This is a genomic window from Leptothrix mechoopdaensis (SeqCode) (genome assembly GCF_053893855.1).
This window is the reverse complement of the sequence record NZ_CM132699.1, coordinates 1582422-1608157: the sequence shown is the minus strand read 5'-3', so window position 1 is coordinate 1608157 and position 25736 is coordinate 1582422. Positions and strand designations below refer to the sequence as shown.

24 protein-coding genes and 1 pseudogene are annotated in these 25736 nt (G+C 69.2%); 10 read left to right on the top strand and 15 right to left on the bottom strand.

Annotation, left to right across the window (positions count from 1 at the left end; translation table 11 throughout):
• Positions 1-21: 21 nt before the first annotated feature.
• The 5 genes from ACWA7K_RS07125 to ACWA7K_RS07105 form a co-directional block, all read right to left on the bottom strand.
• The gene (locus ACWA7K_RS07125; protein WP_456167036.1) at positions 22-1302 is read right to left on the bottom strand and encodes a molybdopterin molybdotransferase MoeA; all 1281 of its coding nucleotides are present in this window, start codon (positions 1300-1302) and stop codon (positions 22-24) included.
• Positions 1292-1849 carry a molybdopterin-guanine dinucleotide biosynthesis protein B gene (gene mobB, locus ACWA7K_RS07120; protein ID WP_456167034.1) on the bottom strand — a complete coding sequence of 186 codons (558 nt, stop codon included), beginning with the start codon at positions 1847-1849 and terminating at the stop codon, positions 1292-1294. The genes ACWA7K_RS07125 and mobB overlap by 11 nt, the downstream gene beginning before the upstream one ends.
• 7 nt (positions 1850-1856) lie before the next feature.
• Positions 1857-3275 carry a threonine synthase gene (gene thrC, locus ACWA7K_RS07115; RefSeq protein WP_456167032.1) on the bottom strand — a complete coding sequence of 473 codons (1419 nt, stop codon included), beginning with the start codon at positions 3273-3275 and terminating at the stop codon, positions 1857-1859.
• An 8-nt stretch (positions 3276-3283) separates the two neighbouring features.
• On the bottom strand, positions 3284-4594 hold the full coding sequence (locus tag ACWA7K_RS07110) for a homoserine dehydrogenase (protein ID WP_456167030.1): 1311 nt from the start codon (positions 4592-4594) through the stop codon (positions 3284-3286).
• A gap of 94 nt (positions 4595-4688) precedes the next feature.
• Positions 4689-5918 carry a pyridoxal phosphate-dependent aminotransferase gene (locus ACWA7K_RS07105; protein ID WP_456167028.1) on the bottom strand — a complete coding sequence of 410 codons (1230 nt, stop codon included), beginning with the start codon at positions 5916-5918 and terminating at the stop codon, positions 4689-4691.
• A 118-nt stretch (positions 5919-6036) separates the two neighbouring features.
• On the opposite strand from ACWA7K_RS07105, the gene ACWA7K_RS07100 reads away from it, so the two are divergent.
• The 4 genes from ACWA7K_RS07100 to ACWA7K_RS07085 all read left to right on the top strand — a co-directional run bounded on the left by ACWA7K_RS07100 (position 6037) and on the right by ACWA7K_RS07085 (position 10306).
• A complete protein-coding gene (locus ACWA7K_RS07100; RefSeq protein ID WP_456167026.1) occupies positions 6037-6408 on the top strand; it encodes an Mth938-like domain-containing protein in 372 nt (123 codons plus the stop codon).
• Positions 6409-6574: 166 nt separating this feature from the next.
• Positions 6575-7054 carry a peroxiredoxin gene (locus ACWA7K_RS07095; protein ID WP_130481017.1) on the top strand — a complete coding sequence of 160 codons (480 nt, stop codon included), beginning with the start codon at positions 6575-6577 and terminating at the stop codon, positions 7052-7054.
• Positions 7055-7249: 195 nt separating this feature from the next.
• Positions 7250-8995: a PhoH family protein gene (locus ACWA7K_RS07090; protein ID WP_456167023.1), complete on the top strand. Its 1746-nt coding sequence runs from the start codon at positions 7250-7252 to the stop codon at positions 8993-8995.
• Positions 8996-9073: 78 nt separating this feature from the next.
• On the top strand, positions 9074-10306 hold the full coding sequence (locus ACWA7K_RS07085; protein ID WP_456167021.1) for an SLC13 family permease: 1233 nt from the start codon (positions 9074-9076) through the stop codon (positions 10304-10306).
• Positions 10307-10315: 9 nt separating this feature from the next.
• On the opposite strand, the gene ACWA7K_RS07080 is transcribed toward ACWA7K_RS07085, so the two are convergent.
• The 10 genes and pseudogenes from ACWA7K_RS07080 to ACWA7K_RS07035 all read right to left on the bottom strand — a co-directional run bounded on the left by ACWA7K_RS07080 (position 10316) and on the right by ACWA7K_RS07035 (position 23072).
• The gene (locus tag ACWA7K_RS07080) at positions 10316-11965 is read right to left on the bottom strand and encodes an ATP-binding cassette domain-containing protein (RefSeq protein WP_456167019.1); all 1650 of its coding nucleotides are present in this window, start codon (positions 11963-11965) and stop codon (positions 10316-10318) included.
• Positions 11962-13380 (bottom strand): ABC transporter permease, encoded by a 1419-nt coding sequence (locus ACWA7K_RS07075; protein ID WP_456167017.1) that lies wholly within the window; start codon positions 13378-13380, stop codon positions 11962-11964. Before ACWA7K_RS07075 ends, ACWA7K_RS07080 begins: the two co-directional genes overlap by 4 nt.
• Positions 13377-14387 carry an ABC transporter permease gene (locus ACWA7K_RS07070; protein ID WP_456168709.1) on the bottom strand — a complete coding sequence of 337 codons (1011 nt, stop codon included), beginning with the start codon at positions 14385-14387 and terminating at the stop codon, positions 13377-13379. The genes ACWA7K_RS07075 and ACWA7K_RS07070 overlap by 4 nt, the downstream gene beginning before the upstream one ends.
• Positions 14388-14407: 20 nt before the next feature.
• Positions 14408-16657: an ABC transporter substrate-binding protein gene (locus ACWA7K_RS07065; protein WP_456167015.1), complete on the bottom strand. Its 2250-nt coding sequence runs from the start codon at positions 16655-16657 to the stop codon at positions 14408-14410.
• 4 nt (positions 16658-16661) lie between these two features.
• The gene (locus tag ACWA7K_RS07060; protein WP_456167013.1) at positions 16662-17612 is read right to left on the bottom strand and encodes an LD-carboxypeptidase; all 951 of its coding nucleotides are present in this window, start codon (positions 17610-17612) and stop codon (positions 16662-16664) included.
• Positions 17613-18096: 484 nt separating this feature from the next.
• Positions 18097-18684, bottom strand: a pseudogene (tadA, locus tag ACWA7K_RS07055) (tRNA adenosine(34) deaminase TadA); the annotation flags it as partial.
• A gap of 121 nt (positions 18685-18805) precedes the next feature.
• Positions 18806-19699, bottom strand: a complete 894-nt coding sequence (locus tag ACWA7K_RS07050) for a hypothetical protein (protein WP_456167011.1) — start codon at positions 19697-19699, stop codon at positions 18806-18808.
• 496 nt (positions 19700-20195) lie between these two features.
• Positions 20196-20537 (bottom strand): hypothetical protein, encoded by a 342-nt coding sequence (locus ACWA7K_RS07045; RefSeq protein WP_456167009.1) that lies wholly within the window; start codon positions 20535-20537, stop codon positions 20196-20198.
• Positions 20538-20596: 59 nt separating this feature from the next.
• Complete coding sequence (locus ACWA7K_RS07040) at positions 20597-21814, bottom strand: ammonium transporter (RefSeq protein WP_456167007.1); 1218 nt, start codon at positions 21812-21814, stop codon at positions 20597-20599.
• 178 nt (positions 21815-21992) lie between these two features.
• The gene (locus tag ACWA7K_RS07035; RefSeq protein WP_456167005.1) at positions 21993-23072 is read right to left on the bottom strand and encodes a glycosyltransferase family 2 protein; all 1080 of its coding nucleotides are present in this window, start codon (positions 23070-23072) and stop codon (positions 21993-21995) included.
• A 337-nt stretch (positions 23073-23409) separates the two neighbouring features.
• On the opposite strand from ACWA7K_RS07035, the gene ACWA7K_RS07030 reads away from it, so the two are divergent.
• The 6 genes from ACWA7K_RS07030 to ACWA7K_RS07005 are packed head-to-tail and all read left to right on the top strand — an operon-like array spanning position 23410 to position 25731.
• Positions 23410-23625, top strand: a complete 216-nt coding sequence (locus ACWA7K_RS07030) for a DUF4287 domain-containing protein (RefSeq protein WP_456167003.1) — start codon at positions 23410-23412, stop codon at positions 23623-23625.
• Positions 23626-23631: 6 nt separating this feature from the next.
• Positions 23632-24024: a VOC family protein gene (locus tag ACWA7K_RS07025; RefSeq protein WP_456167001.1), complete on the top strand. Its 393-nt coding sequence runs from the start codon at positions 23632-23634 to the stop codon at positions 24022-24024.
• Positions 24025-24076: 52 nt separating this feature from the next.
• On the top strand, positions 24077-24289 hold the full coding sequence (locus ACWA7K_RS07020; protein WP_456167000.1) for a tautomerase family protein: 213 nt from the start codon (positions 24077-24079) through the stop codon (positions 24287-24289).
• Positions 24286-24792: a hypothetical protein gene (locus tag ACWA7K_RS07015; protein ID WP_456166998.1), complete on the top strand. Its 507-nt coding sequence runs from the start codon at positions 24286-24288 to the stop codon at positions 24790-24792. Before ACWA7K_RS07020 ends, ACWA7K_RS07015 begins: the two co-directional genes overlap by 4 nt.
• 49 nt (positions 24793-24841) lie before the next feature.
• On the top strand, positions 24842-25294 hold the full coding sequence (locus ACWA7K_RS07010) for a hypothetical protein (protein WP_456166996.1): 453 nt from the start codon (positions 24842-24844) through the stop codon (positions 25292-25294).
• A 29-nt stretch (positions 25295-25323) separates the two neighbouring features.
• Positions 25324-25731: an SRPBCC family protein gene (locus ACWA7K_RS07005; protein WP_456166994.1), complete on the top strand. Its 408-nt coding sequence runs from the start codon at positions 25324-25326 to the stop codon at positions 25729-25731.
• Positions 25732-25736: the final 5 nt, after the last annotated feature.

The following is a 25736-nucleotide window of genomic DNA, read 5'->3' as shown; positions in this document are numbered from 1 at the left end:
CAAACCCTTGTCGGGAAAAGACTATTCGATGAAAGGGATGAAGCGCACCGTGTCGCCGGCGGCGATCGTCTGGCCGCCCGGGTTGTCGACCAGCCCGTCGGCCCACCAGGCCGAGGTCAGCACGCCGGAGCTCTGGTTCGGGAACAGGTCCAGCCCGCCACGGTCGTTCAGACGCACGCGCAGGAACTCGCGGCGCTTGTCGGCGCGCGGCCAGTCGAAGTCGGCACGCAGCGGGAAGGCCTTCGGCGCCAGTTCGGTCGCGCCCTGCAGACGCCGGATCACCGGGCGCACCAGCAGCAGGCAGGTGACGTAGCTGGACACCGGATTGCCGGGCAGGCCGATGAACCAGGCGCCCAGGTGGCGTTCCGGATCGGGCGTGTCGATCGCCCGGCGCACGCTGCCGAAGGCCAGCGGCTTGCCGGGCTTCATCGCGATCTGCCACAGGTGCAGCCGGCCTTCGGCCTCGACCGCCGGCTTGATGTGGTCTTCCTCGCCGACCGAGACGCCGCCCGAGGTCAGGATCAGGTCATGCGACTGCGCCGCGTCGCGCAGCGCCTGGCGCGTGTCGGCCAGCCGGTCGGGCACGATGCCCAGGTCGGTGACATCGCAACCCAGCCCTTCGAGCAGCGCCCGCAGCGTGTAGCGGTTCGAGTTGTAGATCGCGCCGGGCCGCAGCGGCTCGCCCGGCATGACCAGTTCGTCGCCGGTCGAGAACAGCGCGACACGCGGGCGCGGCGCCACCACCAGCTTCGCGGCGCCGACCGAGGCCGCCAGCCCGAGCGCCGCCGCATTCAGGCGCGCACCGGCTGGCAGCACCGTGCTGCCGATGCGCACGTCCTCGCCCTGGCGGCGGATCCACTGGCCGGCGCTGACCGGCGCCTGGATCACGACATGCCCCAGACCGCCGTCGCTGGCCGGCTCGTGGCGGGTCTGTTCCTGCATCACGACCGCATCGGCGCCGGCCGGGATCTGCGCGCCGGTGAACACACGCGCAGCGGTGCCCGGCTGCAGCGGCTGGCCGACGGTGCCGGCGGGGATGCGCTGGCCGATCAGCAGCCGGGTCTCGTCGCCGGCAAGATCCGCGACGCGCAGCGCATAGCCGTCCATCGAGGTGTTGTCGGCCGGCGGCACGTCCAGCAGCGAGGCCACGTCCTCGGCCAGGATCCGGTCACGCGCCGCAAAGGTCGACACGGTCTCGCGGCGCGAGGCCGGCAGCGGCGCGACGGTGGCCAGCAGCCGCGCCAGCGCCTCGTCCAGCGGCAGCAGCGGAGCGGCGGGGCGGCGGGCGGGTTCAGTCGACATGAGGGGCTGGCTCGCTGGGGGGGAGATACGCATGGCGACGCGGATCTTGCAGCAGGAACTCGACGATCCGCTCGGGCCGGTCCAGATCCAGCACCGGCAACCCGGTCGGTGCCGGCAGTTCGGCGCCCGCCTTCACCGCCAGCGCGATCACGTGCGGATCACCGCTCGCATAGAGCGCCTGCGCGCCGGGTGTCGCGCGCCAGACCTCGATCTTGGGCAGGCTGGCGTGCTTGAAGCCCTCGACCAGCACCCAGTGTTCCGGCCCCAGGTCGATCAGCTCGGCCAGCATCTGGTGGACGTCGAGCGCCTCGGGCGCCTCGAACTCGCGCACCTTGGCCAGCCGGTGGTCGTTGGCGATGACGACCTCGAAGGCGCCGGCCTGGCGGTGCCGGAAGCTGTCCTTGCCCGGCAGGTCGATGTCGAAGCGCTTGTGGGCGTGCTTGACGACCGACACGCGCAGGCCGCGGGCCCGGAACGCGGCGATCAGGCCCTCGGCCAGGGTCGTCTTGCCCGAACCGGAGACACCGCAGAGACCGACGACGTGCATGGGGCGCTCAGACCGAGACGTGCGATTCGATGTAGCGCTTGACCGTGTCGGTGTCGGCCGGCACGACCTCGAAGCGCTTCGGGCGCGACTCGATGTCGATCAGATGGGCCGGACGCGGCGCATGGACTGCATCGCCCAGCGCCTCGGTGATCGTGGCCTCGAACTTGGCCGGCAGCGCGGTCTCGAGCACGATCATCGGGATGCCGTCCTGGCGCCGTTCACGCGCCACCTTCAGGCCGTCGGCGGTGTGGGTGTCGACCAGCACGCCGTGCGCCTGGTAGGTCACCTGGATCGTCGCCAGCCGGTCGGCGTGGGTGCTGCGGCCGGCCACGAAGCCATAGCCCGGCACCCGGGCGAACTCGTCGGCCGACAGAGTGAAGACGCCTTCGCGCGACAGCGCCGTACCGAACAGCGACTGCGTGCGCGCGCCGTCGCGGCCCAGCAGGTCGAACACGAAACGCTCGAAGTTGCTGGCCTTGGAGATGTCCATCGACGGGCTGGAGGTCTCCCAGGTCTCGGCGCTGCCGCGGACCCGGTAGGTGCCGGTGCGGAAGAACTCTTCCAGCACGTTGTTCTCGTTGGTCGCCACCACCAGCTGCGCGATCGGCAGGCCCATCATCCGCGCGACATGGCCGGCGCAGACGTTGCCGAAGTTGCCCGACGGCACCGTGAAGCTGACCCGCTCGTCGTTCGACGTGGTGGCCTGGAAGTAGCCGGCGAAGTAGTAGACGACCTGGGCCAGCAGCCGGGCCCAGTTGATCGAGTTGACCGTGCCGATGCGGTACTTGCGCTTGAAGGCCAGGTCGTTGGAAACCGCCTTGACGATGTCCTGGCAGTCGTCGAACACGCCCTCGACGGCGAGGTTGTGGATGTTCGGGTCCTGCAGGCTGAACATCTGCGCCTGCTGGAACGGGCTCATGCGGCCGTGCGGGCTGAGCATGAAGACGTTGACGCCGCGCTTGCCGCGCATCGCGTGTTCGGCTGCGCTGCCGGTGTCGCCGGAGGTCGCGCCGAGGATGTTCAGGCTCTCGCCGCGCCGGCCCAGTTCGTACTCGAACAGGTTGCCCAGCAGCTGCATCGCCATGTCCTTGAAGGCCAGCGTCGGGCCGTTCGACAGGGCTTCAAGCATCAGGCCGGGTTCGAGCGGCTTGAGCGGCACGATCGCGGCGCTGCCGAACACCTCGGCGGTGTAGGTCTTGCGCACCAGCGTGCGCAGGTCGTCGGCCGGGATGTCGTCGATGTAGAGCGACAGGATCTCGAACGCCAGGTCGGCGTACGACAGGCCGCGCCAGGCGGCCAGCGTGGCGGTGTCGACCGTCGGATAGGTCACCGGCAGGTAGAGGCCGCCGTCGGGCGCCAGGCCCTCCAGCAGGATCTCGGAGAAGCCGCGCAGGGTCTGGTCGCCTCGGGTGCTGATGTACTTCATGGCGGGCCTCAGGCGAGTTCTTCCTTGCGCAGGCTGACGATCGGCGCGAGCACGGTCGGCAGGGCCTGCATCTGGACCAGCGCGGCGCGCATGCGGCCCTCGACGGTCTCGTGCGTCAGGATGATCACGTCGGTCGAGGCCTCGCCTTCGGCCGACTCGCGTTGCAGCACCGCGTCGATCGAGATGTCGGACTCGGCCAGGATGCGCGTGATGGCGGCCAGCACGCCCTTCTGGTCGGCCACCTGCAGGCGCAGGTAGAACGAGGTCACGACCTGGTCGATCGTGACGATCGGCGTGGCGTGCAGCTCGTCGGGCTGGAAGGCCAGGTGCGGCACGCGCTGTTCCGGGTCGGCGGTGTGCAGGCGGGTGATGTCGACCAGGTCGGCGATGACCGCACTGGCGGTCGGCTCGCTGCCGGCGCCCTTGCCGTAATAGAGCGTCGTGCCGACCGCGTCGCCCTGCACCATCACCGCGTTCATCGCACCTTCGACGTTGGCGATCAGGCGCTTGGCCGGCACCAGCGTCGGGTGCACGCGCAGCTCGATGCCGGCGGCCTGGCGGCGCGCGATGCCCAGCAGCTTGATGCGGTAGCCCAGCTGTTCGGCGTAGCGGATGTCGGCGGCCTGCAGCTTGGTGATGCCCTCGACGTGGGCGCGGTCGAACTGGACCGGGATGCCGAAGGCCAGCGCGCTCATCAGCGTGGCCTTGTGGGCCGCGTCGACGCCCTCGATGTCGAAGGTCGGATCGGCTTCCGCATAGCCCAGGCGTTGCGCTTCCTGGAGCACGACCTCGAAGTCGAGGCCCTTGTCGCGCATCTCGCTGAGGATGAAGTTGGTGGTGCCGTTGATGATCCCGGCGACCCACTGGATCTGGTTGGCGGTCAGGCCCTCGCGCAGCGCCTTGATGATCGGGATGCCACCGGCGACGGCCGCCTCGAAGGCCACCATGACACCCTTGGCGCGGGCCGCCGCGAAGATCTCGGTGCCATGCACGGCCAGCAGCGCCTTGTTGGCGGTGACGACGTGCTTGCCGGCGGCGATCGCCTCGAGCACGAGCTCGCGGGCCAGCGTGTAGCCGCCGATCAGCTCGACCACGATGTCGATCTCGGGGTTGCGCACGATGTCGCGCGGATCGGCCACGACCTGGGCGTGGTCGCCGACGATCTCGCGGGCCTTGGCCAGGTCGCGGCGCGAGACCATGACCAGCTCGATGCCGCGACCGGCGCGGCGCTTGATCTCTTCCTGGTTGCGACGCAGGACCTCGAAGACGCCGCTACCGACGGTACCGATGCCCAGCAGGCCGACTTGGATGGGTTTCATGACAGCGAGACGCGGAGCGCCAGGTTCAATGGAAAAGGAAAAACGGATGGTTCGATCGGCGCCGCAGCCTGGCGGCGCCGGTGCCCGTGCCAGCTCAGCGGCCGTGGCGGCGGCGGTAGCCGTCGAGGAAGCGGGCGATGCGCGTGACCGCGTCGGTCAGGTCGTCCGAGTTCGGCAGGAAGACGAGGCGGAAGTGGTCCGGCGTCGGCCAGTTGAAGCCGGTGCCCTGGACGATCAGCACCTTCTCCTCGGCCAGCAGCTCGTAGGCAAAGGCCTGGTCGTCCTCGATCGGGTAGAGCTTCGGGTCCAGCTTCGGGAACATGTAGAGCGCGCCCTTGGGCTTGACGCAGGTCACGCCCGGGATGTCGGTCAGCAGCTTGTGCGCCAGGTCGCGCTGGCGGCACAGCCGGCCGGTCGGCGCGACCAGGTCCTTGATGCTCTGGTAGCCGCCCAGCGCGGTCTGGATCGCCAGCTGGCCGGGCGTGTTGGCGCACAGGCGCATGGAGGCCAGCATCGTCAGGCCCTCGATGTAGTCGCGGGCATGGCGCTTGTCGCCCGAGACGACCATCCAGCCGGCCCGGTAGCCGCAGGAGCGGTAGTTCTTGCTCAGGCCGTTGAAGGTCAGCGTCAGCACGTCGTCGCACAGCGAGGCGATGCTGGTATGCGTGTTGCCGTCGTAGAGCGTCTTGTCGTAGATCTCGTCGGCAAAGATGATCAGCTGGTGCTGGCGCGCGACCTCGATCAGCTCCAGCAGCAGGCTGTCCGGATACAGCGCGCCGGTCGGGTTGTTCGGGTTGATCACCACGATCGCCTTGGTGCGCGGCGTGATCTTGGCCTTGATGTCGGCGATGTCGGGGAACCAGTCGCTCTGCTCGTCGCACTGGTAGTGCACCGGACGGCCACCGGACAGCGCCACGACGGCGGTGTAGAGCGGGTAGTCGGGCGAGGGGATCAGCACCTCGTCGCCGTCGTCGAGCAGCGCGTTCATGCTCATCGCGATCAGCTCGGAGGCGCCGTTGCCGAGGTAGACGTCGTCCACCGTCACGCCCTTGACGCCCTTCTCCTGCGTGTAGTGCACCACCGACTTGCGCGGCGCGAACAGGCCCTTGCTGTCGGTGTAGCCGGCCGAGTGCGGCATGTTGCGGATCATGTCCTGCACGATCTCGTCGGGCGGCTCCAGCCCGAACACGGCCAGGTTGCCGATGTTGAGCTTGATGATCTTGTGGCCTTCCTCCTCCATCTGGCGGGCCTTTTCCAGCACCGGGCCACGGATGTCGTAGCACACGTTGGCGAGCTTGCTGGACTTGGCGACGGGCTTGAGCACGAGGTCTCCTGGATGGACGGCCGACTCCGGCAGCCACGGACCCTTCCGAGCGCTGCCTGGGGCACAAAGCCTACAATTTTAGCCCCAGCCCACCGGCCTTCCCGGCCGTCCCCGCACCGTGAAGTTCCAACCCGAACGCCTCGACGGCGTCAACGCGATCCAGGCCGCCACGGCGTCCCAGGTGGTGGTCAACCAGCAGGCCTGGACGAGCAGCGTGATGGTGCCCTGGCAGGGCGAGATCACCGCCTGGCCCTGCCAGCGGGTCGAGGACCTGACGACCGCCATGTTCGAGACGCTGCTGGCGCTGCAACCCGAGGTCGTGATCGTCGGCACCGGGTCACGCCACCAGTTCGTCTCGCCACGCCTGAGTCACCCGCTGCAGACCCGTCGAATCGGCGTCGAGGGCATGGACACGGTGGCCGCCTGCCGCACCTACAACATCCTCGTCAGCGAGGGTCGACGCGCCGTCGCGGTCTTGTTGCTGGACTGAGTTTTTCGCGATCAGGCCGATCGGAACGTGCATCCCGGCCCGCGCGGACCTCTCGCCAGCCCCCGATCGGGCGGTCCGGTGAGGCACCGGCAGGAGCCATCCGGTCCGAGCGTTTTATAATGACGGGATTGCACTCGACCGAGTGCTATTCCAGATAGAACGCTGCATGACGCCTGCTCTCAACAAAGCCCTGCCGGACATCGACGCCAACGCCACGGGAGGCGTCAAGTTCACGTCGCAAGCCTTCCTGGGCAAGGCCGTGGTGCTGTACTTCTACCCGAAGGACAACACGCCGGGTTGTACCACCGAAGCGATGCAATTCCGCGATCAGCACCAGGACTTCAAGGACGCCGGTGCGGTGGTGTTCGGAGTCTCGCGCGACAACATGGCGTCGCACGACAAGTTCAAGCAGAACCTCGAACTGCCCTTCGAACTCATCGCCGACACGGAAGAGAAGCTCTGCCACATGTTCGGCGTGGTCAAGAACAAGATCATGTACGGCAAGAAGGTCAAGGGCATCGAGCGCTCGACCTTCCTGATCGATGCCGAAGGCGTGCTGCGCGCCGAATGGCGTGGCATCAAGGTCGCCGGCCACGTCGAGGAAGTCCTCAAGGCCGTGCGCGAACTCAACATCACCACCGCCTGAGCGTCGCGACTCGGACGTGAAGGCGGTCACATGAGCCGCCTTCTCGCCCGTGCATAATGAATTCATGCCTGCGACGAACAGATCGCATCCCCTGACGAAGCCGCCCAGCTTGCTGCGCGGCTTTTTTGTTGCCGCGAACGCCACCGGTCCTGCCGGCCGACGCGGCGTTCTCCCAGCCCGCGAAGCCTGAACTCGATGCCTCTGCCTCAACCTCCCGCCAAACGCGGCGCTGTCCTCGATCCTGCCCAGTACGACAAGCCGGCCAAGGGGCGATCCGCCCGGCGCAGCGTGAACGAAGCGGCCGACCAGGTCGTCGATCTGCTGGAAGTCGCGGCCGCCGAAGCCGCACCTGTACCGGTCGTTGCCGCAACGCCGGTGAAGGCCGTCAAGCCGAAGGCGAAGGCGCGGACGGCCGCGGCGACGGCTCCGGTCACCAGTCCTGTCGCCAGCCCGGTCGCCAGCCCCGCTGCCGTCGTCCAGCCACCGGTCCGGCCCGTCGCCGCACCCGCCGCACCTCGCGCCCGCAAGCCGCGCTCGACCGGTCCGGCCAAGCTGTTCGTGCTGGACACCAACGTGCTGATGCACGACCCGATGTCGATCTTCCGCTTCGAGGAGCACGACATCTACCTGCCGATGATCACGCTCGAGGAGCTCGACGGCCACAAGAAGGGCATGAGCGAGGTCTCGCGCAACGTCCGCCAGGTCAGCCGTGAACTCGACGCGCTGGCCGCCAGCCTGGACGAGAACGGCAAGCTCGACGCCGCCGACGGCATCGCGCTGGCCAAGACCGGTCACCGCGAGGCCGGCGGCAAGCTGTACTTCCAGACCACCTTCCTGGACGTCAAGCTGCCCGACGGCCTGCCGCAAGGCAAGGCCGACAACCAGATCCTGGGTGTGGTGCAGAGCCTGCGTGCGGCCATGCCCGGGCGCGAGGTCGTGCTGGTGTCCAAGGACATCAACATGCGCATCAAGGCCCGTGCGCTGGGCCTGCCCGCCGAGGACTACTTCAACGACAAGACGCTCGAAGACGGCGACCTGCTCTACACCGGCGTCATGGCCCTGCCCTCCGACTTCTGGGAGCGCCACGGCAAGACGATGGAGAGCTGGCAGCAGGGCGGCTCGACCTACTACCGCATCAGCGGCCCGCTGGTGCCCGTGCTGATGGTCAACCAGTTCGTCTACCTGGAGACCCCGGGCAACGCCGCGCTGTATGCCAAGGTCACCGAGATCACCGGCAAGACCGCCGTGCTGAAGACGCTGAAGGACTACACCCACGCCAAGCATGCGGTGTGGGGCGTGATGGCCCGCAACCGCGAGCAGAACTTCGCGCTGAACCTGCTGATGGATCCGGACTGCGACTTCATCACGCTGACCGGCACGGCCGGCACCGGCAAGACGCTGATGACGTTGGCCTCGGGCCTGGCGCAGGTGCTCGACGACCGCCGCTACTCCGAGATCATCGTGACCCGCGTGACGGTGCCGGTCGGCGAGGACATCGGCTTCCTGCCCGGCAACGAGGAAGAGAAGATGGGCCCGTGGATGGGCGCGCTCGACGACAACCTCGAGGTGCTGGCCCGTGGCGACAGCGCTGCCGGCGAATGGGGCCGTGCAGCCACCAACGACCTGGTGCGCAGCAAGATCAAGATCAAGAGCCTGAACTTCATGCGCGGGCGGACCTTCCTGAACAAGTTCGTCATCATCGACGAGGCGCAGAACCTGACGCCCAAGCAGATGAAGACGCTGGTCACGCGCGCCGGCCCGGGCACCAAGATCGTCTGCCTGGGCAACCTGGCGCAGATCGACACACCCTACCTGACCGAAGGCTCGTCGGGCCTGACCTTCGCGGTCGACCGCTTCAAGGGCTGGCCGCACGCCGGCCACATCACGCTGGCGCGCGGCGAGCGCTCGCGGCTGGCGGACTTCGCCTCCGACGTGCTCTGACGGGCCTCGCGCCCTGCCCTCGCAAGACCGGCTCCGGCCGGTCTTTTTTTGGGTTGAACGATGTTGGACGGACTCGCCATGACGCCGACCCAGGACCTCGTCGTCCTTGTCTTCTCGCTGGTCTACCTGGGCATGATCCTGGGCGGCCTGCCGTTCCTGCAGCTCGACCGCACCGGCGTGGCGCTGCTGGGTGCCATCGCGCTGATCGGCATGGATGCGCTGTCGATGCAGCAGGCCGCCGAGTCGGTCCACATCCCCACCGTGATCCTGCTGTTCGCCTTCATGGTGGTGTCCGCGCAGATGCGCCTGGGCGGCTTCTACGACTGGGCGACACGCCGGCTGGCCGCCCTGCCCGGGTCGCCGGTGCGGCTGCTGGGCGCGCTGATCGCGGTCAGCGCGGTGCTGTCGGCCCTCTTCAGCAACGACATCGTCTGCCTGGCCGTCGCGCCGGTGCTGGTCGACGCGGCCCGGCGGCGTGGCCTGAACCCGCTGCCGCTGCTGCTGGCGCTGGCCTGCGCGTCCAACATCGGCTCGGCCGCGACGCTGATCGGCAACCCGCAGAACATGCTGATCGGCGAGACGCTGAAGCTCGGTTTCGCGGCCCATCTGCGGGACGCGGCGCTGCCGGTGCTGCTGTCGCTGGCGCTGACCTGGGCGATCGTCGCGTGGCTGTTCCGGGGCCGCTGGCAAGGCCCGGTCGAGGCCGGCACGGGCAGCGCCGAGATCACGCTCGACCGCTGGCAGACCGCCAAGGGCCTGGGCGTCGCGCTGGGCATCGTCGCGTGTTTCCTGCTGACCGACTGGCCGCGCGAGGTCGTCGCGCTGACCGGCGCCGGGCTGCTGCTGCTCAGCCGCAAGCTGCACTCGCGCGACATGCTCGGCCTGGTCGACCATGAGCTGCTGCTGCTGTTCATCGGCCTGTTCATCGTCAACCATGCGTTCGAGGCCACCGGCCTGCCGCAGCAGGCGGTCGCGGCGCTGGCGCAGGCCGGCGTGGCGCTGTCTCAGCCGGGGCCGCTGGCGGTCGTCACCTTCGGGCTCTCCAACCTGGTCTCGAACGTGCCGGCCGTGATGCTGCTGCTGCCGCACGCGACCCATCCGTTGGCCGGCCTGACGCTGACGCTGATCAGCACGCTGGCGGGCAACCTGCTGATCGTCGGCAGCATCGCCAACATCATCGTGGTCGACGCGGCCCGGCGGCGCGGCGTCGAGATCGACTGGCGCACCCACGCCCGCGTCGGCCTGCCGGTGACGCTCGGCTCGCTGGCCGTCACGGGCGTGTGGCTGACCTCGCTGGCATGGCTGGCCTGACGAGGCCGGCTACAGCCTCGGCAAGGCCGCCCACAAGGCCCGCGTGACCGGGTGGCGCTGGCCGGTCACCGGGTCCAGCACCCGGGCGACCGGGCCGGACTCGACGATCCGCCCGCCGTCCATCACCGCCACCTCGTCGGCCACCGCCTCGACCAGCGCGAGGTGATGCGTGATGAAGACCAGCGCGACGCCGGTCTCGTGCTGCAGCGTGCGCAGCAGGCTCAGCACCTGAGCCTGCGTGATCAGGTCCAGTGCCGAGGTCGGCTCGTCGCAGACCAGCACACGCGGCTCGCAGGCCAGCGCGCGGGCGATGGCCAGGCGCTGGCGCTGGCCGCCGGAATAGGCGTGCGGATGGCGCCCCAGGTCGATCCCCTTCAGGCCGACCTGCTCGACCAGCCGGTCGATGCGGGCGGCGCGCCGGGCCGCGTCCCAGCCCGGCCGCAGCGCGGCCAGCGTCTCGGCCAGCATGTCACCGACACGTTGGCGCGGGTCGAGCGAGGCCAGCGGATCCTGGAAGACCAGCTGCACGTCAGCCCTCGACGCGCGCAAGGCAGCGCCGCGCAAGGCGCCGATCTCCTGACCGCCGAGCCGGATCGAGCCCGAAACCGCCGCCGCCTCCGGCAACAGCCGCGCCACGGCCAGCGCGACGCTCGACTTGCCGCAGCCGCTCGCGCCGACCAGCGCCAGCGTGCGCCCGGCCGCGACCTGGAAGCCGATGCCGTCGACGGCGACATGGCCGGCATAGGCCACGCGCAAGCTCTCCACCTGCAGGACGGGGCCGGCATCGCCCCGTTCGCCGGCGCTTTCGTCAGGCTGCGCCGATCGGGCCCAGCCCGCCCCGCCCGGCACGGCGTCCAGCAGCTCGCGCAGCAGCGGCAAGGCGGGCGGCCCGTCGCGGCCGAGCAGCAAGGCCGTCGGCCCGACGGCCACCAGCCGGCCGTGTTCGAGCAGCGCGATGCGGTCGGCATGCGTCGCGGCCACCGCCAGGTCGTGCGTGACCAGCAGCAGCCCGAGCCGGCGTTCGGCCTGCAGGCGGTCGACCAGCGCCAGCACCTGGGCCTGGGTCAGCACGTCGAGCGCGGACGTGGCCTCGTCGGCGATCAGCAGCTCGGGCTCGCCGGCCAGCGCGATGGCCAGCATCGCGCGCTGCTGCTGGCCGCCGGACAGTTCGAAGGCATGGCGCCCGAGCACGGACGGCGGCAGGCCGACCTCGTCGAGCCATTGCCGCGCCCGTTCCAGCGCCGCCGCGCCGCGCAGCGGCGTGTGGGCCTCGATCGCCTCGCGCAGCTGGCGGCCGATCGTCAGCACCGGGTTCAAGCTGCTGCCCGGGTCCTGGAAGACGATGCCGATGCGCCCGCCGCGCACCGCGCGCATCGCGTGTCCGGGCAGATCCGGCAGGTTCTGCGCCGCCCCCGGCTGACCCTGGCGCGGCGCCAGCAGCACGTCGCCCGACACGATCCGGCCGTTGTCGGGCAGCAGCCTCAGCAGGGCCGCTGCCGTCAGGCTCTTGCCACAGCCCGAAGGCCCGACCAGCGCAACCGTCTCGCCGCGCCGCAGCGCCAGCGACAGGTCGTGCAGCGCCCGCCGCACCGGCGCCTCGCCGGCGTCGTCGTGCAGGTCGACGCACAGCTCGCGGATGTCCAGCAGCGGCCCGTTCATGACCGCCCTCCGCCGACCGCCGCACGCGGGTCGAAGGCTTGCCGGATCGCGTCGGCCAGCACGTTCAGCGCCAGCACCAGCACGACCATGAAGACGAAGGCCGCCGCGACCGACCACCACACGACCGGCTCGCGCAGCAGCTCGCTGCGGGCCAGGTTGATCATGCCGCCGAAGCTCTGCACGGCCGGGTCGACGCCGACGCCGACATAGGTCAGCACGGCCTCGTAGAGCACCAGCATCGACAGGTCCAGGGCGGCCTGGATCAGCACCAGGTGCGCGACGTTGGGCGCCAGGTGGCGCCAGACGATGCGGGCGTCCGACAGGCCCGAGCCGCGTGCCGCGCGGATGAAGTCCTGCGCGCGCAGCCGCAGCGTCTCGGCCCGGACCAGCCGGCACAGCCCCGCCCAGCCGCCCAGTCCGAGGATCAGGCACAGCAGCAGCAGCTTCGCATCGGCCCGTTCCAGTGCCGAGGCGAAGGCATCCGGATGCGCATCGATCGCCGCCTGCGCCAGCAGCACGCCGGCCGCGATCAGCAGCACGTTGGGGATCGCCGACAGCACGGCGCCCAGGCCCTGCACCGCCGCGTCCACGGCGCCCCGGTACCAGCCCGCCAGCAGGCCGAGCGCGAGGGCTGGCGGCACGGTGGCCAGGCTCGCCAGCAGGCCGATCACGAAGGCGGTCCGCACGCTCCTGAGCGCCTGCACCAGCACGTCCTGCCCGATCCGGTCGGTGCCCAGCACATGCCAGCCGTCGGCCCAGGCGATGACGATGCCGGCCAGCATCGCCAGCACGGTAAGGCTGATCGCGGCCTCGCGCGCCGGGCCGCGCAAGCGGTCGGGGCGCCGGCGCAGCAAGACGACACACACCCCGAGACTGGCGCCCAGCCCGAACAAGGCGCCGGCCAGGGCCCGCCAGACCAGGTCCGCCGCACGGTCGCGGGCGGGGTCCTGCAGGTGCGCGCCGCCATGCGCCAGCCGCTGCGGTTCCCGCACGACGACGCCGTCTCGCACGACGCTCTCGCGTGTCAGCCTCCAGGCGTCGAGCGGGCGCGAGTAGCCGGCCTCGCGCATCGACAAGGGCCGCGCCAGCAGCAGGTCCAGCAGCGATTCGGTCTGCGTGGCGTAGACCGGCGGTGCGCCCGCCGGCACCGCCAAGGCGCGCCGGAAGTGGACGCTGTCGACCATCGCCAGCGCGCCCAGCAGCGTCAGCACGACGAGCGCGGCGGCGGCACCCGGCGTCGCCAGCACACGCCGCCAGGCGCGCCGCTGCAACGGGTCGCGCCGCAGCCGCCAGCCGGCCTGCAGACCGGCCGCGAGCAGCGCCCACAGCAGCGCGTCGGTCCACAGCAGCACCGGGCGGGCCTGCGACAGGACGCTCCAGATCGACAGGGTCGACGACGGGTCGGCCGTGTTCATCGGCCCTCCCCCGCAGCGGACCCGCCGTCCAGCCGGATGCGCGGATCGGCCCACAGCAACGCCAGGTCGACCAGCAGCATCGCCGCCACGTACAGCACCGCGCCCAGCAGCACCATCGTGCGCACGACGGCGAAGTCCTGCGCCGCGATCGCCTCGATCGCGTAGGCGCCCAGGCCCGGCAGGCCGAAGAAGCTCTCGAACACGAGGCTGCCCAGGAAGACCTGCGGCAGCACCAGCCCGGCGCTGGTCAGCACCGGCACGGCCGCGTTGCGCAGCACATGGCAGCCCAGCACGGCGGCATCACCCAGGCCACGTGCGCGGGCGGCGCGCACATGCGGCTTGCCGGCCTCTTCCAGCAGCATCGCGCGGTACAGCCGCACGTCGCCGGCCAGCCGGGTCAGCAGCGCCAGGCCCAGCGGCAAGGCCAGGAAGCGCCACGAGGCCCAGCCGTCGGCCCAGCCCGAGACGGGCGCCAGCCGCAGCACGTTCGAGAACAGCGCCTGCCCGACGACGATGTAGAACAGGCTGGAGACCGACAGCATCAGCAGCGTCAGCGCCCCGCCCCAGCGTTCGAGCGCGCTGCCGCGCACGGCGACCAGCGCCAGCGCGATCAGCAGGCTGGCGAGTCCCTGCAGCACGAACAGCGGCAGGGCCAGCTGCACGCTGACCGCCATGCGCCGGGCGATCTCGCGGCCGATCTGGCCGCCGCTCTCGCTGTCGGCGCGGCCGAAGTCCAGCCGCAGCAGGCCGGCGCTGCGTTGCCAGAAGATCGTCTGCGTCAGCGCGCGAGCCCCGTGTTCATCGGCATTCCAGAGCAGCGGCCGGTCGTAGCCACGTTCGCGTTTCCAGTTCAGGACCTGTTCGGCGCTGACCCGCTTGCCACCCAGCGCCAGCCGCGCCATGTCGTCGGGCGTGTTGATGCCGAAGAACAGCACGAAGCTCAGCACATGCACGCCGACCAGCACCAGCGCGGCATCGCGCAGGCGGCGCAGCAGGAAGGTGAACACGGGTCGGCGCAGGTGCAGCGTCATGACCGCCCCTCCCCACGCGCCGATGCGGCCGCGCGCCGCTGCCACTGGCGCCGCCAGGCCCAGGCCACGCCAAGGCCGATCAACACGAGCAAGGCCAGCGGCACCTGCCAGCGCGGCGCGTTCCAGTCCTTCAGCAGGCGGGTGCGCTGGGCCGTGTCCAGCCGCAGGTACCGCAGCTGGTCCTTGGCCAGCACCGGCACGCCGGCATTGCGCACCCAGGGCTGCCAGGCGGCACGGCCTTGCGAGACATAACCCCAGGCCCACGGCGTGTCCTGCTGCAGCCGCGCGACAGCCTCATCGATCAACGCCTGCCGGGCCGGGCCGTCGGCCAGCTGCTGGATCTGGCGGAACAGCGCGTCGTAACGATCGTCGGCATGGTTGGACAGGTTCTCGCCGTCGTGGCGGCTCTTGCCGTTCGGGCCGTGCAGCAGGAACAGGAAGTTCTCGGCGTCCGGGTAGTCGGCGCCCCAGCCGGCGAAGTACAGCTGGTGGCGGCCCTTGCGGACCTTGTCCTGGAACTGGTTGTTGTCGGTCGCGCGCAGGTCCAGCGTGAGGCCCAGCGCGGCGAAGCGGCCGGTCAGCCAGGCGATCTCGGCGCGCAGCTCGGGCGTCATCGCGCGGTAGAAGTCGTAGTGCAGCACCAGCGGCTGGCCCGACTGCGCGTCGCGGCCGTCGGGATAACCGGCCTCGCGCAGCAGCGCGCGGGCCTCGTCGAGGCTGCGGCGCACCGCGCGTCCGCCGGCCGGCTCGTTCGCATCGGCGACCCAGCGGTGGGTGACCGGGTTGACGCCCTCGCGCGTGCCCAGCCGCGAGCCGGCGATGCCGGCCGGCAACGGGCCCATCGCCTCGGCACCGCCCTTGGCCGGGAAGATGCGGCTGTACTCGCCCCAGTCCAGCGCGATCGCGATGGCCTGGCGCAGCGCCCGGTTGCGGCGCTGGCGCTCGGGCGTGTCGCCCTGGCCGACGACCGGGTCGAGCATGTTGAAACCCAGGTACCAGATCACCAGGTCGCCGGCCTCGGGCAGCTGCAGGCCCCGTTCGGTCAGGCGCACGCGGGTGGCGTCGTCGTCGCGCATGTCGAGCGCGTAGTCCGAGCCCCGGTCGGTGCGCTCGACCTCGGGCGCGTCCAGCCAGCCCTGCAGGAACTTGCTCTTGAGCGTCGACGCCTCGCGTTCGATGCGGAACTCGACCCGGTCGATGAAGGGCAGCGGCCGGCCGCAATCGGCCAGCAGGCCCCGTTCGGCGTCGCCGGGCGTGCCCTCGCAGGGATAGGTCTCATGGCGGAAGTTCGGGTTGCGCACCAGCACGTGGCGGCGGTCCTGTTCAAAGGTCGCCAGCATGTAGGGCCCCGTGCCGACCGGCCAGCGGTCCAGCGTCAGGCCCCGCTGCACGCGGCCGGGCTCGGCGTGGAAGGCCTCGACCTCCCACGGCACCGGCGCGACGAAGGTCGTCGCCAGCCAGTAGCGGAAGGCCGGGTAGCGGCCCTTCAGCCGGATGCGCAGGGTTTGGCGGTCGGGCGCGCTGACCCCCGCCAGCGGCCACTGTCGGAAGTCCAGCCACGGCAGGTCCTGCCTGTCGGGCGGCAGGTCGGCGCGCAACCGGGCGTCCTCGGCGCGGATCGCCGTGAGGTAGTCGGCCATGCCCACGACGTGTTCGGCCAGCAGCCCGGAAATCGGCGCGGGCAGGCGCGGTGTCGCGTGGCGCTGGAAGGCCAGCACGAAGTCGTCGGCGACCAGCTCGCGGGTGTCCAGGTGAGGGAAGGCCAGCGGCGCGTCGGGTTCGTCGGCCAGGTGTTCGGCGTGCGGCCCGTGGTAGCGGTAGCGGCCTTGCGTATCACGTGCGAAGGCCGGGTGCGGCTGGTAGCGCACGCCCGGGCGGATGGCGATCTCGTAGACGCTCTCGGCCACCTGGGCGTCGGGCGCATCGGCCGGCAGGGTTCGGCCCTGCGCATCCTTCAGCACCGGCTCGGGCACGGCCAGCGCCAGCCGCGGGATCAGCGTGTACGGCCGCTTCAGGTAGTGATAGCCCAGCAGCGGTTCGAGGATGCTGTAGGTGTAGGGCGTGTCCTGGTTCCAGTAGGACGCGACCGGGTCCAGGTGGCGCGGCGACCGTTCGGTGAACGCCGTGTAGAGGGTGTTCGCTTCGGCCGCGCCGTCGGCGTAGGGGCTGTTGCCGCAGGCCGTCAGCCCGCTCGCCAGCAGGGCCGAGGCGGCCACCGCGAAGACGGCGAGCAGGCGGCCCGTCACTGCCTCATCCCCAGGCGACCAGGGCATCGCGGCCCTGCACCACCAGGTCGGCCTTGAGGCCCGACGGGATCGTCACCTTGGTGCGGCCGTGGCCGATCGGCAGGCCCGTCAGCACCGGCACCGGGCAGACGCTGCGCAGGTGTTCGACCATCGCCTTGAGGTTGTAGCCCCGGTCCAGCGGGCTCTTCTTCCAGCCGCTGAAGTCGCCCAGCAGGATCGCCTTCTGCGCCGCCAGCACGCCGGCCTGGTGCAGCTGCAGCAGCATGCGTTCGACCCGGTAGGGGTGCTCGTTGACGTCCTCCAGGAACAGGATGCCGCCGCGCACCTTGGGCCAGTGCGGGGTGCCCAGCAGGCTGGTCAGCACGCACAGGTTGCCGCCCCAGAGCCGGCCGCTGACGGCCAGGCCGTCATGCCCTTCGGCGACGCGGAAGCCGATCGCCTCCAGCTCGCCGCTGACGGCCTCGTGGAAGCAGTCGGGCGTGACCTCGTCGAGACCGCCATCGGCATCGCTGGCGCCGAAGTCGGCACAGGCCAGCGGGCCGTGCCAGGTCACCGCGTTCGGGCTGTTGCCGATGTGGGCCAGCAGGCCGGCCTGCAGGGCCGTCTGGTCGCTGTGGCCGACCCAGTGCGTGCCGCGTTCGACCGCCTGGGCGATGAGCGTCCAGTCGATCCGGTCCAGCAGCCGCGTCAGGCCGTAGCCACCCCGGCTGGCCAGCGCGACATGCGGCGCGGCCGTCGCAATGCGGTGCAAGGCGGCCAGGCGGGTGTCGTCATCGCCCGCGAAACGCTGGTGCTTCGCCAGCGCCGCCTCGTCGACCGTGACGCGGTAGCCGGCCTGCCCCAGCCGCTTGACCGCCCGCTTCAGCACGGCGGCCTGGGTCACCACGCCGGACGGGCTGTAGACGTGCAGGTCGCCCCGGTCGGGAACATCGATGGGCGGCTGGGCTGCGGGCATGCGGGGCTTTCGGGGATCGGGAGATCAGCAGATCGGGAAACGAATGAGGCCGCTGCGCAGCGGCCTCGGGGAACAACGGGTTCGGACGGACGGAGCAAGAGGCCGTGCGGCCTCAGCCGCGCGGCTTCGGCTCGCGCGACTTGTCGGACGGCGGCAGGCTGTCGAGCGACGCGAAGGCGCTCAGCCCGCCCAGTTGCGTCAGCGAGGCCTCTGCCACGTCGGGCACCGGCAGCGGCTCCAGCGGCGCGAGCTGGGTGATGGGCAGGGACGGATCCTCGATCACCTCCGGCAGCGTGAAGGTCAGCGTGTCGTTCTCGCGCGTGGCGTGCGGCGGGCCGGGCGGGTGGCCGCCGATGTCGACCACCGGCTCGGCGGCGGGGTGCCCGAGGATGGGGGCGTGCACGAGTCCGACCGGCGCGTCGACCGGCCTCAGGTCATCGGACGCATCGCGCGCATCGGCCGCACCCGGCAAGCCGTCGGAGACGCGCGCCAGCCGCTCGGCCTTCTGCTGCGCCCGGCGCTCGGCGAAGAAGTCGCGCAGCACCCGTCCGCAAGGCTCTTCCAGAACGCCGCCGACGACCGCCGTGTGGTGGTTCAGCTGGTTCAGGCCGAACAGGTCGACCACCGATCCGGCCGCGCCGGTCTTGGGGTCGCGGGCGCCGAAGACGACGCGCTTGAAGCGTGCGTGCAGCAGCGCCATCGCGCACATCGGGCAGGGTTCGAGCGTCACGTACAGCTCGCAGTCCGGCAGCCGGTAGTTCTCGACCAGCGCGGCCGCGTGGCGCAACGCGACCAGTTCGGCGTGCGCCGTCGGATCATGGGTCGTGATCGGCCGGTTGTAGCCGGTCGCCAGCACCTTCGGCCCGTCTTCGGTGTGCTGGACGATCACCGCGCCCACCGGCACCTCGCCGGCCAGGTGCGCGTTCAGCGCCTGGTCCAGCGCCAGCCGCATCAGGTGCTCGTCGACCGGCGTGACGCTCGACGGCGACGGGTAGTGGTCGATCCCGGTGCCCAGTTCGGGCAGCGCATCGACCGGTGCGGCGTGGGGATGGCGGGAGGAAGGTTCGGACATCGCAGGGTGAAGTGGACAGCGCAGCCGCGGCGGCCACGATGGATGCCGCGGCCGGATCGGGGCATTTTCACTTCAATCCCGGCCGAGTCGACGGGCCGGATGCGCCGCAGGCCTGACGGCTTCAGTTTCCGTCCTGGCAGGTGACCCGCAACGAGGACACCCGGTCGTCCAGCGCGGTCAGCGAGCGGCGGAAGACGGTGACCGTCCGGTACAGGTTCAGCGACACCAGCCGACCGCCGAAATCGACGTCCTCGTTCAGGGCGGCGCTGCAGTGGCGGCCCACCACCACCGACCGGACGGCGCGCAGGGCCGAACCACCTTCCTCGAACTCGCCGAGTTGCCGCCACTGGCCGGTGCCCAGGCACTTGTGGCGCCCTCGCCCGTCGGTGTCCTCGAACAGGCAGACCTCGGCGTCGCCCAGGCTGCGGACCTGCAGGACCACCGCCCGTTTCTCGCCCTTCTGCAGCGGTCGGGCCTCCTGGGTCCGCAGGTTGTAGACCATCGGCTGGCGCTTCGACTGGTCGGCGGTCAGGAACTCCGGACTGCCCTGCACGAACGACGGGCCGCCGTACGGACATGAATAGGTCCAGCGCAAGGGGATGCGATGGCCGTTCTCGGCGCGCAGATCCTCGAGTTCGCGCCGGTCCGCCAGGGAGACCCGGTAGTGGCGCCCACGGGCATCCGCCATGACCGAGGACCGGTTGAGCGCGGTCGGAACCGGCGCCCCGCCCGGAACCCCGGGCATCGCCTGGATACCCAGGACGCCGGCAACCTCCGACGGGTCATGCGGCGTGCCGATCGCATACGACGTCAGGTCGCCCGTGCCGCAGTTCACCGGCCTCGCCCCACCGCCGTAGACGTAATAGGCCCGACCGGACGATGAATCGACCTTGTAGATCAGCGACACGGCCGCGCCATTGGCGCGCTGCAGGTTCAGCACATCCGGATAGTCGGCGCGTGCAAGGTCGGCAAGGCCCAACAGCAGGGTCGACGACAGCAGGATCATTCTTTTCATGGGCATGTTTCCTTCCATACGCTGGTGCACCCGTCCGCCGCCGGGCGCGGCTCACGACGCCCGCGTTGCCATGCCTTGCTGATCCGGTTGCGCGGCAATGGACCGAGAAACCAGACATCGGCTCTGGCTGCCCCGCATCAGATAACCCTTGGCGTATTCTTCGATATCCCGTGAATACTGCTGCCAGATTCCCACCTGACCCCGACCCTTCCTGTTGGCTTCGGATGGAGCCGCATGTTCACGGCGGTCAAGAACATCCAGAATCTCTTGAAAGTCATTCTTTCTCTAGCGATTACTTTCCAGGATCACTGGGAAACCCCGGAACGACGAAAAATGCGAAGCGCGATTCTCTGGATCCGCCGCCGTCGGTTCCACTGCAAAGTTCATCTATTCGAGTAGCAAGAACGTGTGGACGAAACTCGCCAACATCGGGTAATCACTTACCCGCTTTCACCCATCGGATAAACAGGAGAACGCCACAAGGCCGGACGTCCGGTCATCTCAAGCCGCCCACATACCGCCCCAGCAACCCCTGAGCCGGACGCAGGGCGGCTTCACGCCCGGGACTGGAGGAGGCATCGAGCGGCATCGGCCCGCTGTTGGCCGCTGGCGTTTCCCGGGCGGCAGGCGGGAACAGCGCCGCCTGCAGCTTCAGCGCCCAGCCTTGCAGGTCGGGGTGATCCCGTTCGGCCAGCGCGAGCCGGATGATCTCCCTCGCGTAGGTCGCGTCGCGCACCAGCCATTCGATGTCGGTGACCCGGCCGATCTTGCGGCGCATGGCCACGTGCAGATGGGCGGCGATGCCGAGCTTGTCGCTCTCGCTCAGGCGTTCGGGCATGGGAGCTGTGGGGTTGGACATGGAAGGGTCCCTGCTTCAGGCGCGCCGGATGGCCGGCCTCATTCGACGCGTTCGCCGTGCTGGCTCAGGTCCAGCCCGGCATGTTCCTGGCGGGCCGTCACCCGCAGGCCGACGGTCACGCCGACCACGCCCAGGATCAGCGCGGTCGCGACCGCGCTGTAGACCGCCACGGCGCCCACCGCGATGGCCTGGGTCAGCACCGAGCCGGTGGCGCCGCCGATGTGCGGGTCGGCCAGTGCGCCGGTCATCAGCGCCCCCAGCAGTCCGGCCACGCCATGCACGCCGAACACGTCCAGGCTGTCGTCGGCGCCCAGCATCCGCTTCAGCCCGGTGGCGCCCCAGTAACACGCGACACCCGCCAGCGCGCCGATCAGCACCGCCGAGGCCGGCGTGACGTAGCCCGACGCCGGCGTCACCGCGACCAGCCCGCCGACCGCGCCGCTGCACAGGCCCAGCAGCGTGGGGGTGCCGCGCACCAGCCACTCGGCCACCATCCAGGCCAGCGTGCCCGCTGCCGCCGCCATCTGCGTGTTCAGGATCGCGATGCCCGCGCGGCCATCCGCCGCCATCGCCGAACCGCCGTTGAAGCCCATCCAGCCGACCCACAGCAGGCCGGCACCGGTCAGCGTCCAGCCCAGGTTGGCCGGCATCAGCGGCACCTCGCCATAACCCAGCCGCCGCCCCAGGATCACCGCCGCGACCAGCCCGGCCACCCCGGCGTTGACGTGGACCACGGTGCCGCCGGCAAAGTCCAGCGCGCCCATCGCGCCCAGCCAGCCGCCCGGCCCCCAGACCCAGTGGGCGACCGGCGCATAGACCGCGACGCTCCAGAGCGCCATGAACCACAACAGGGCGGCAAAGCGCATGCGTTCGGCGAACGCGCCCACGATCAGGGCAGGCGTGATGACCGCGAAGCTCAGCTGGTACATCACGAACACCGCCTCCGGCACCGTCGGCGCCAGCGGGTGTACGCTGACCTGTCCATGCGCAAGATCGGTCCGCAGCGTCTCCAGCCAGGCCGCACCCAGATCCCCCAGCCAGCCCTGGCCCGGCCGGAACGCCAGGCTGTAGCCCACCGCGAACCACAGCATCGACACGACCGCACAGGTCGCCAGCACCTGCGCCATCGTCGCCAGCAGGTTCTTCTTGCGCACCATCCCCGCATAGAACAGGGCCAGCCCCGGCAAGGTCATCAGCAGCACGAGCACGGTGGCGACGAGCATCCAGGCGGTGTTGCCGGTGTCGAGGGTGGGCATGGGGAAGAGGGACGGGAGTGGCGGATGGCTCGAAGTTGCAAATTGCGGGCCGGGTGTGAGGGCGGTGCGCCCAAGGCCCCTTCACTGTCCAGTTGCGCCAGCGATCGTCCAGAAGGCAAGAAGGTCACGTCCCGCACCCCTCCCGCCGTTCCGCATCGAACCGCGCCAGTCGCGCCCTTCAGGTTGCGTATTTCTTCAGCGCCCTGAATCTCTTGAACATGAACAATGGCAGGTGAGAAGCCAGCCAACTCTTCAAGTGCAATCGGGCCTTGTGCCTGGATTTGACGCTTCGACTCGCGTCGATGATCTTCACATACTGATCGACGATTTCAGCATAGAGACTGCTGTTCTTGTCCCGCTTCAGTCTTGCCACCACCAGATCACGCAGGAAGGCGCTCTCGAATCTCGGCTTCAAGCAGTCCCTGAGATAGAAGATCCGGTTGAATTCATCGTCAGGGAAAAGACTGCACATCTTCTTGAAGAAAGCGATCCGGCTCTTCGACATGGTGGCACTCCAGGATGTCGAATCGCCATGCATGCACCAGACATAGACCGTCTTCGGAAGAAAATGGCTAGAGTATCCCGCCCTGAACAACCGAATGAACAGATCCTCGTCCTCATAACCGCGAAACTGTGAGTCAAAGCCGCCCACCGCGTCAAATGCATCCTTCCTAACAAGAACCGATGAAGGCGTGATCATGAGGTCACGGGAAAGTATCAACGATATGTGGCCACGTTTCGGATGCTGACCTGGCTGGCTGGACATCAAAGATTCCGAGTTGATCGTGTTGCCATGCGCATCAGCATGACAGAAGTCCCCGTAAACATAGCCGAAGTACGGGTCATCTTCCGGAATGGCATTGACGAGATCAAGAATATGATTCTTGAGAAAGAAGTCATCCTGATCGAGAAAGCAGATGTACTCTGCAGTGGAAGCTTCAACCCCGGCATTTCTGGCGCCGCCTTGCCCGGTGTTGGCTTGGTTGATGACCGAGAAACCGTAGAGCTTGCTCAGTTCGAGCAACTTCAATGCCTCTTCCTCAGTAGACCCGTCGTTGACGACAAAGAACTCGTGGGCAGGATAACTCTGCTGCTTCACGCTCTCGATCGCACGTTCGATCCAGGCAGAACCGTTATAGAACGGGATGACGACACTGACGGTAGGTTTCATTTTGAACGCGACGCGAAATCGATGCTGTTGATGCAAATACCAGAACTGATCATCATCCGCCCACAGGCCACCCTTGAAAACGTCCACCTTGGCAGATATTTTCGTCAGAACTCTGGCATTGACAGGCTATTGATGTGAAAACGATCAGATGGGTCGGATTGTGTTTTCGAAAATCCGTTAGCACATGACAAATATGTTTGTACATCTACAAGAAACATGCACTCCCGTTATATTGGTTATTGACACCCATAAACCAATACAGTAGCCAGCAAAGGGCGACAACCGCTGCGCAAGCCCGGAAAATCCGGGCGCTCAGCACCCGTGCTCGCCGCCTCATCGAAATCCCTGATCCGCCAACCCGAGCCGGAAACCGCGCCCCGCTGCCGCAACAATGGGGAGCCCGTCGACTCCGAAAGTGCCCGACATGCCCGACACCGCCAAGCCCAAGGGACCCGCCTCCTACTTCCCGTCGATCGAGAAGACCTACGGGCAGCCGGTGGACCACTGGCTGCGCATCCTGGACGGCTTGCAGCACCTGAAGCACATGGAGCAGGTGGCGCATCTGAAGGCCGAACACGGCATCGGGCATGGCCATGCGAATGCGCTGGTGGCCCATCACCGGGCGACGTCGCAGACGTAGTCCGCCATGGCGCAGCACCTGAGCCTGATCTCGCTGCTGGTCGACGACCAGGACGCCGCGCTGGCGTTCTATGTCGGCACGCTCGGCTTCACGTTGATCGAGGACACCTGGCAGCCGGCGCAGGCCAAGCGCTGGGTGGTCGTTGCGCCGCCCGGGTCGCGCGAGTGCCGGATCCTGCTGGCGCGTGCCAGCGACGAGGCCCAGCGTGCGCGCATCGGCGACCAGACCGGCGGCCGGGTGTTCCTGTTCCTGCAGACCGACGACTTCTGGCGCGATTTCCACGCCTGGCGCGCTCGCGGCGTCGAGTTCGTGCGCGAGCCGAAGGTCGAGCCCTACGGCACCGTGGCGGTGTTCCGCGATGTCAGCGGCAATCTGTGGGACCTGATCCAGCCGGCCTGAAACATCGACCTCGGCCGCGCCGACGTCGCCCTATCCCACGGAGCCCTGAACCATGCCCCTCATCACCGTCCACCTCGCCCGCCGCGACCCGCCGACGCCTGCGGACAAGAAGGCCGAGCTGATCGCCGGCATCACCGACCTGCTGGTGCGCACGCTCGACAAGCGGGCCGAGGACGTGACCGTGCTGATCGAGGAACTGGACCCCGACAACTGGGGCCAGGGCGGCATCACCGCCAGCGAGATCCGGCGTCGGCGGTTGGCGTGAGGCCGGCCGGACAGAGCGGGCTGCGCGGGGCGGCGCTGATCACGTCGGTGCTGATCGTGTCGGCCCTGATCACGTCGGCCCTGATGCTGGCCGCCTGCGGTGGCTCGGGTGGCAGCGACGAGGTCGCCACGCAGGACGTCACGATGACGTTCTTCCGGGCCGTGCCGGCCGGCACGCACGTGATCCGCAGCAGTTCCGAGCTCGACACGTTCTGGGCTGCCACGCCCTTCCAGACCTGGCCGATCGGCCTGCTGTCGAGCGAGCCGGCCAAGCCGGTCTACGACTACGGCACCCAGGCGGTGATCGGGCTGTCGCTCGGGGTCGGCAAGTGGTGCTTCAAGCCGGTCATCACGGCGGTCACGCGGCAAGGCAACGACCTGGTCGCGCGCTACCGTGTGCCCACCGGCAGCACGCTGGCCTGCCTGCGCGACGGGCCGCTGATCGCGTTCGCGCTGGTGCCGTCCTTCTCCGGCACGGCCACCTTCGTGCAGGACACGAACTGATCGCGCGATCATCGGCCCCACGCTTTCGCAACCAGAACCGCACGAGAACATGCCACAAGGCCAACACGTCCGATCCCTGTTCCTGGCGCTCGCGCTGGGCACCTTCAGCCTGGCCTGCGCGGCCGACGACTTCAAGCGCAGCCCCCTGCCCTTCGACCACCCGCTGATCGGCGCCTGGCGGATCGATGTGCCGGGCACCGGCTGCCATGAGGTCTACACGATCAACCCGGACGGCACGACCGCCGTGACCAGCGGCCAGCAGGCGGCCGAGAGCGAGTTCGTCATCGACGTGAAGCCGTCGCCGCGTGGCTTCTACAAGTGGGTCGACAAGCTGGTGAAGGACAACGGCCTGCCCGACTGCATGGGCTCGGTCATGACGGTCGGCCACGAGGCGACCAACTTCATCATCGTCCACCCCTCGCGGCCCGAGTTCCTGATGTGCTCGGACGAGAGCCTGTCGGCCTGCATCGGCCCGTTCCGCCGCATCGGTCAGGCGACCTGAGCGCCGGCCATTCACCCCTGGAGACACCCATGACCATCACCGTCTCGACCCATGTCCGCGCCCCCGTCGCCGAGGTATGGCGCGCCTACGTGACCCCCGCCGACATCGTGCAATGGAACACCGCCTCGCCCGACTGGCACACCACGCGCGCCGAGGTCGACCTGCGGGCCGGCGGCCAGTTCTCGTCGCGCATGGAAGCCAAGGACGGCAGCTTCGGCTTCGACTTCGCCGGCACCTACACGGTGGTCGTGCCGCACGAGCGCATCGAATACGACTTCGGTGACCGCCACGGCGTGGTCGTGTTCAGCCCCGATGCCGAGGGCGTGACGGTCAGCGTCACCTTCGACCCCGAGAACCAGTTCCCGCAAGAGCAGCAGCGCCAGGGCTGGCAGGCCATCCTGGACAGCTTCGCGCGCCACGTGCAGGCGGGCGCCTGAGGGAC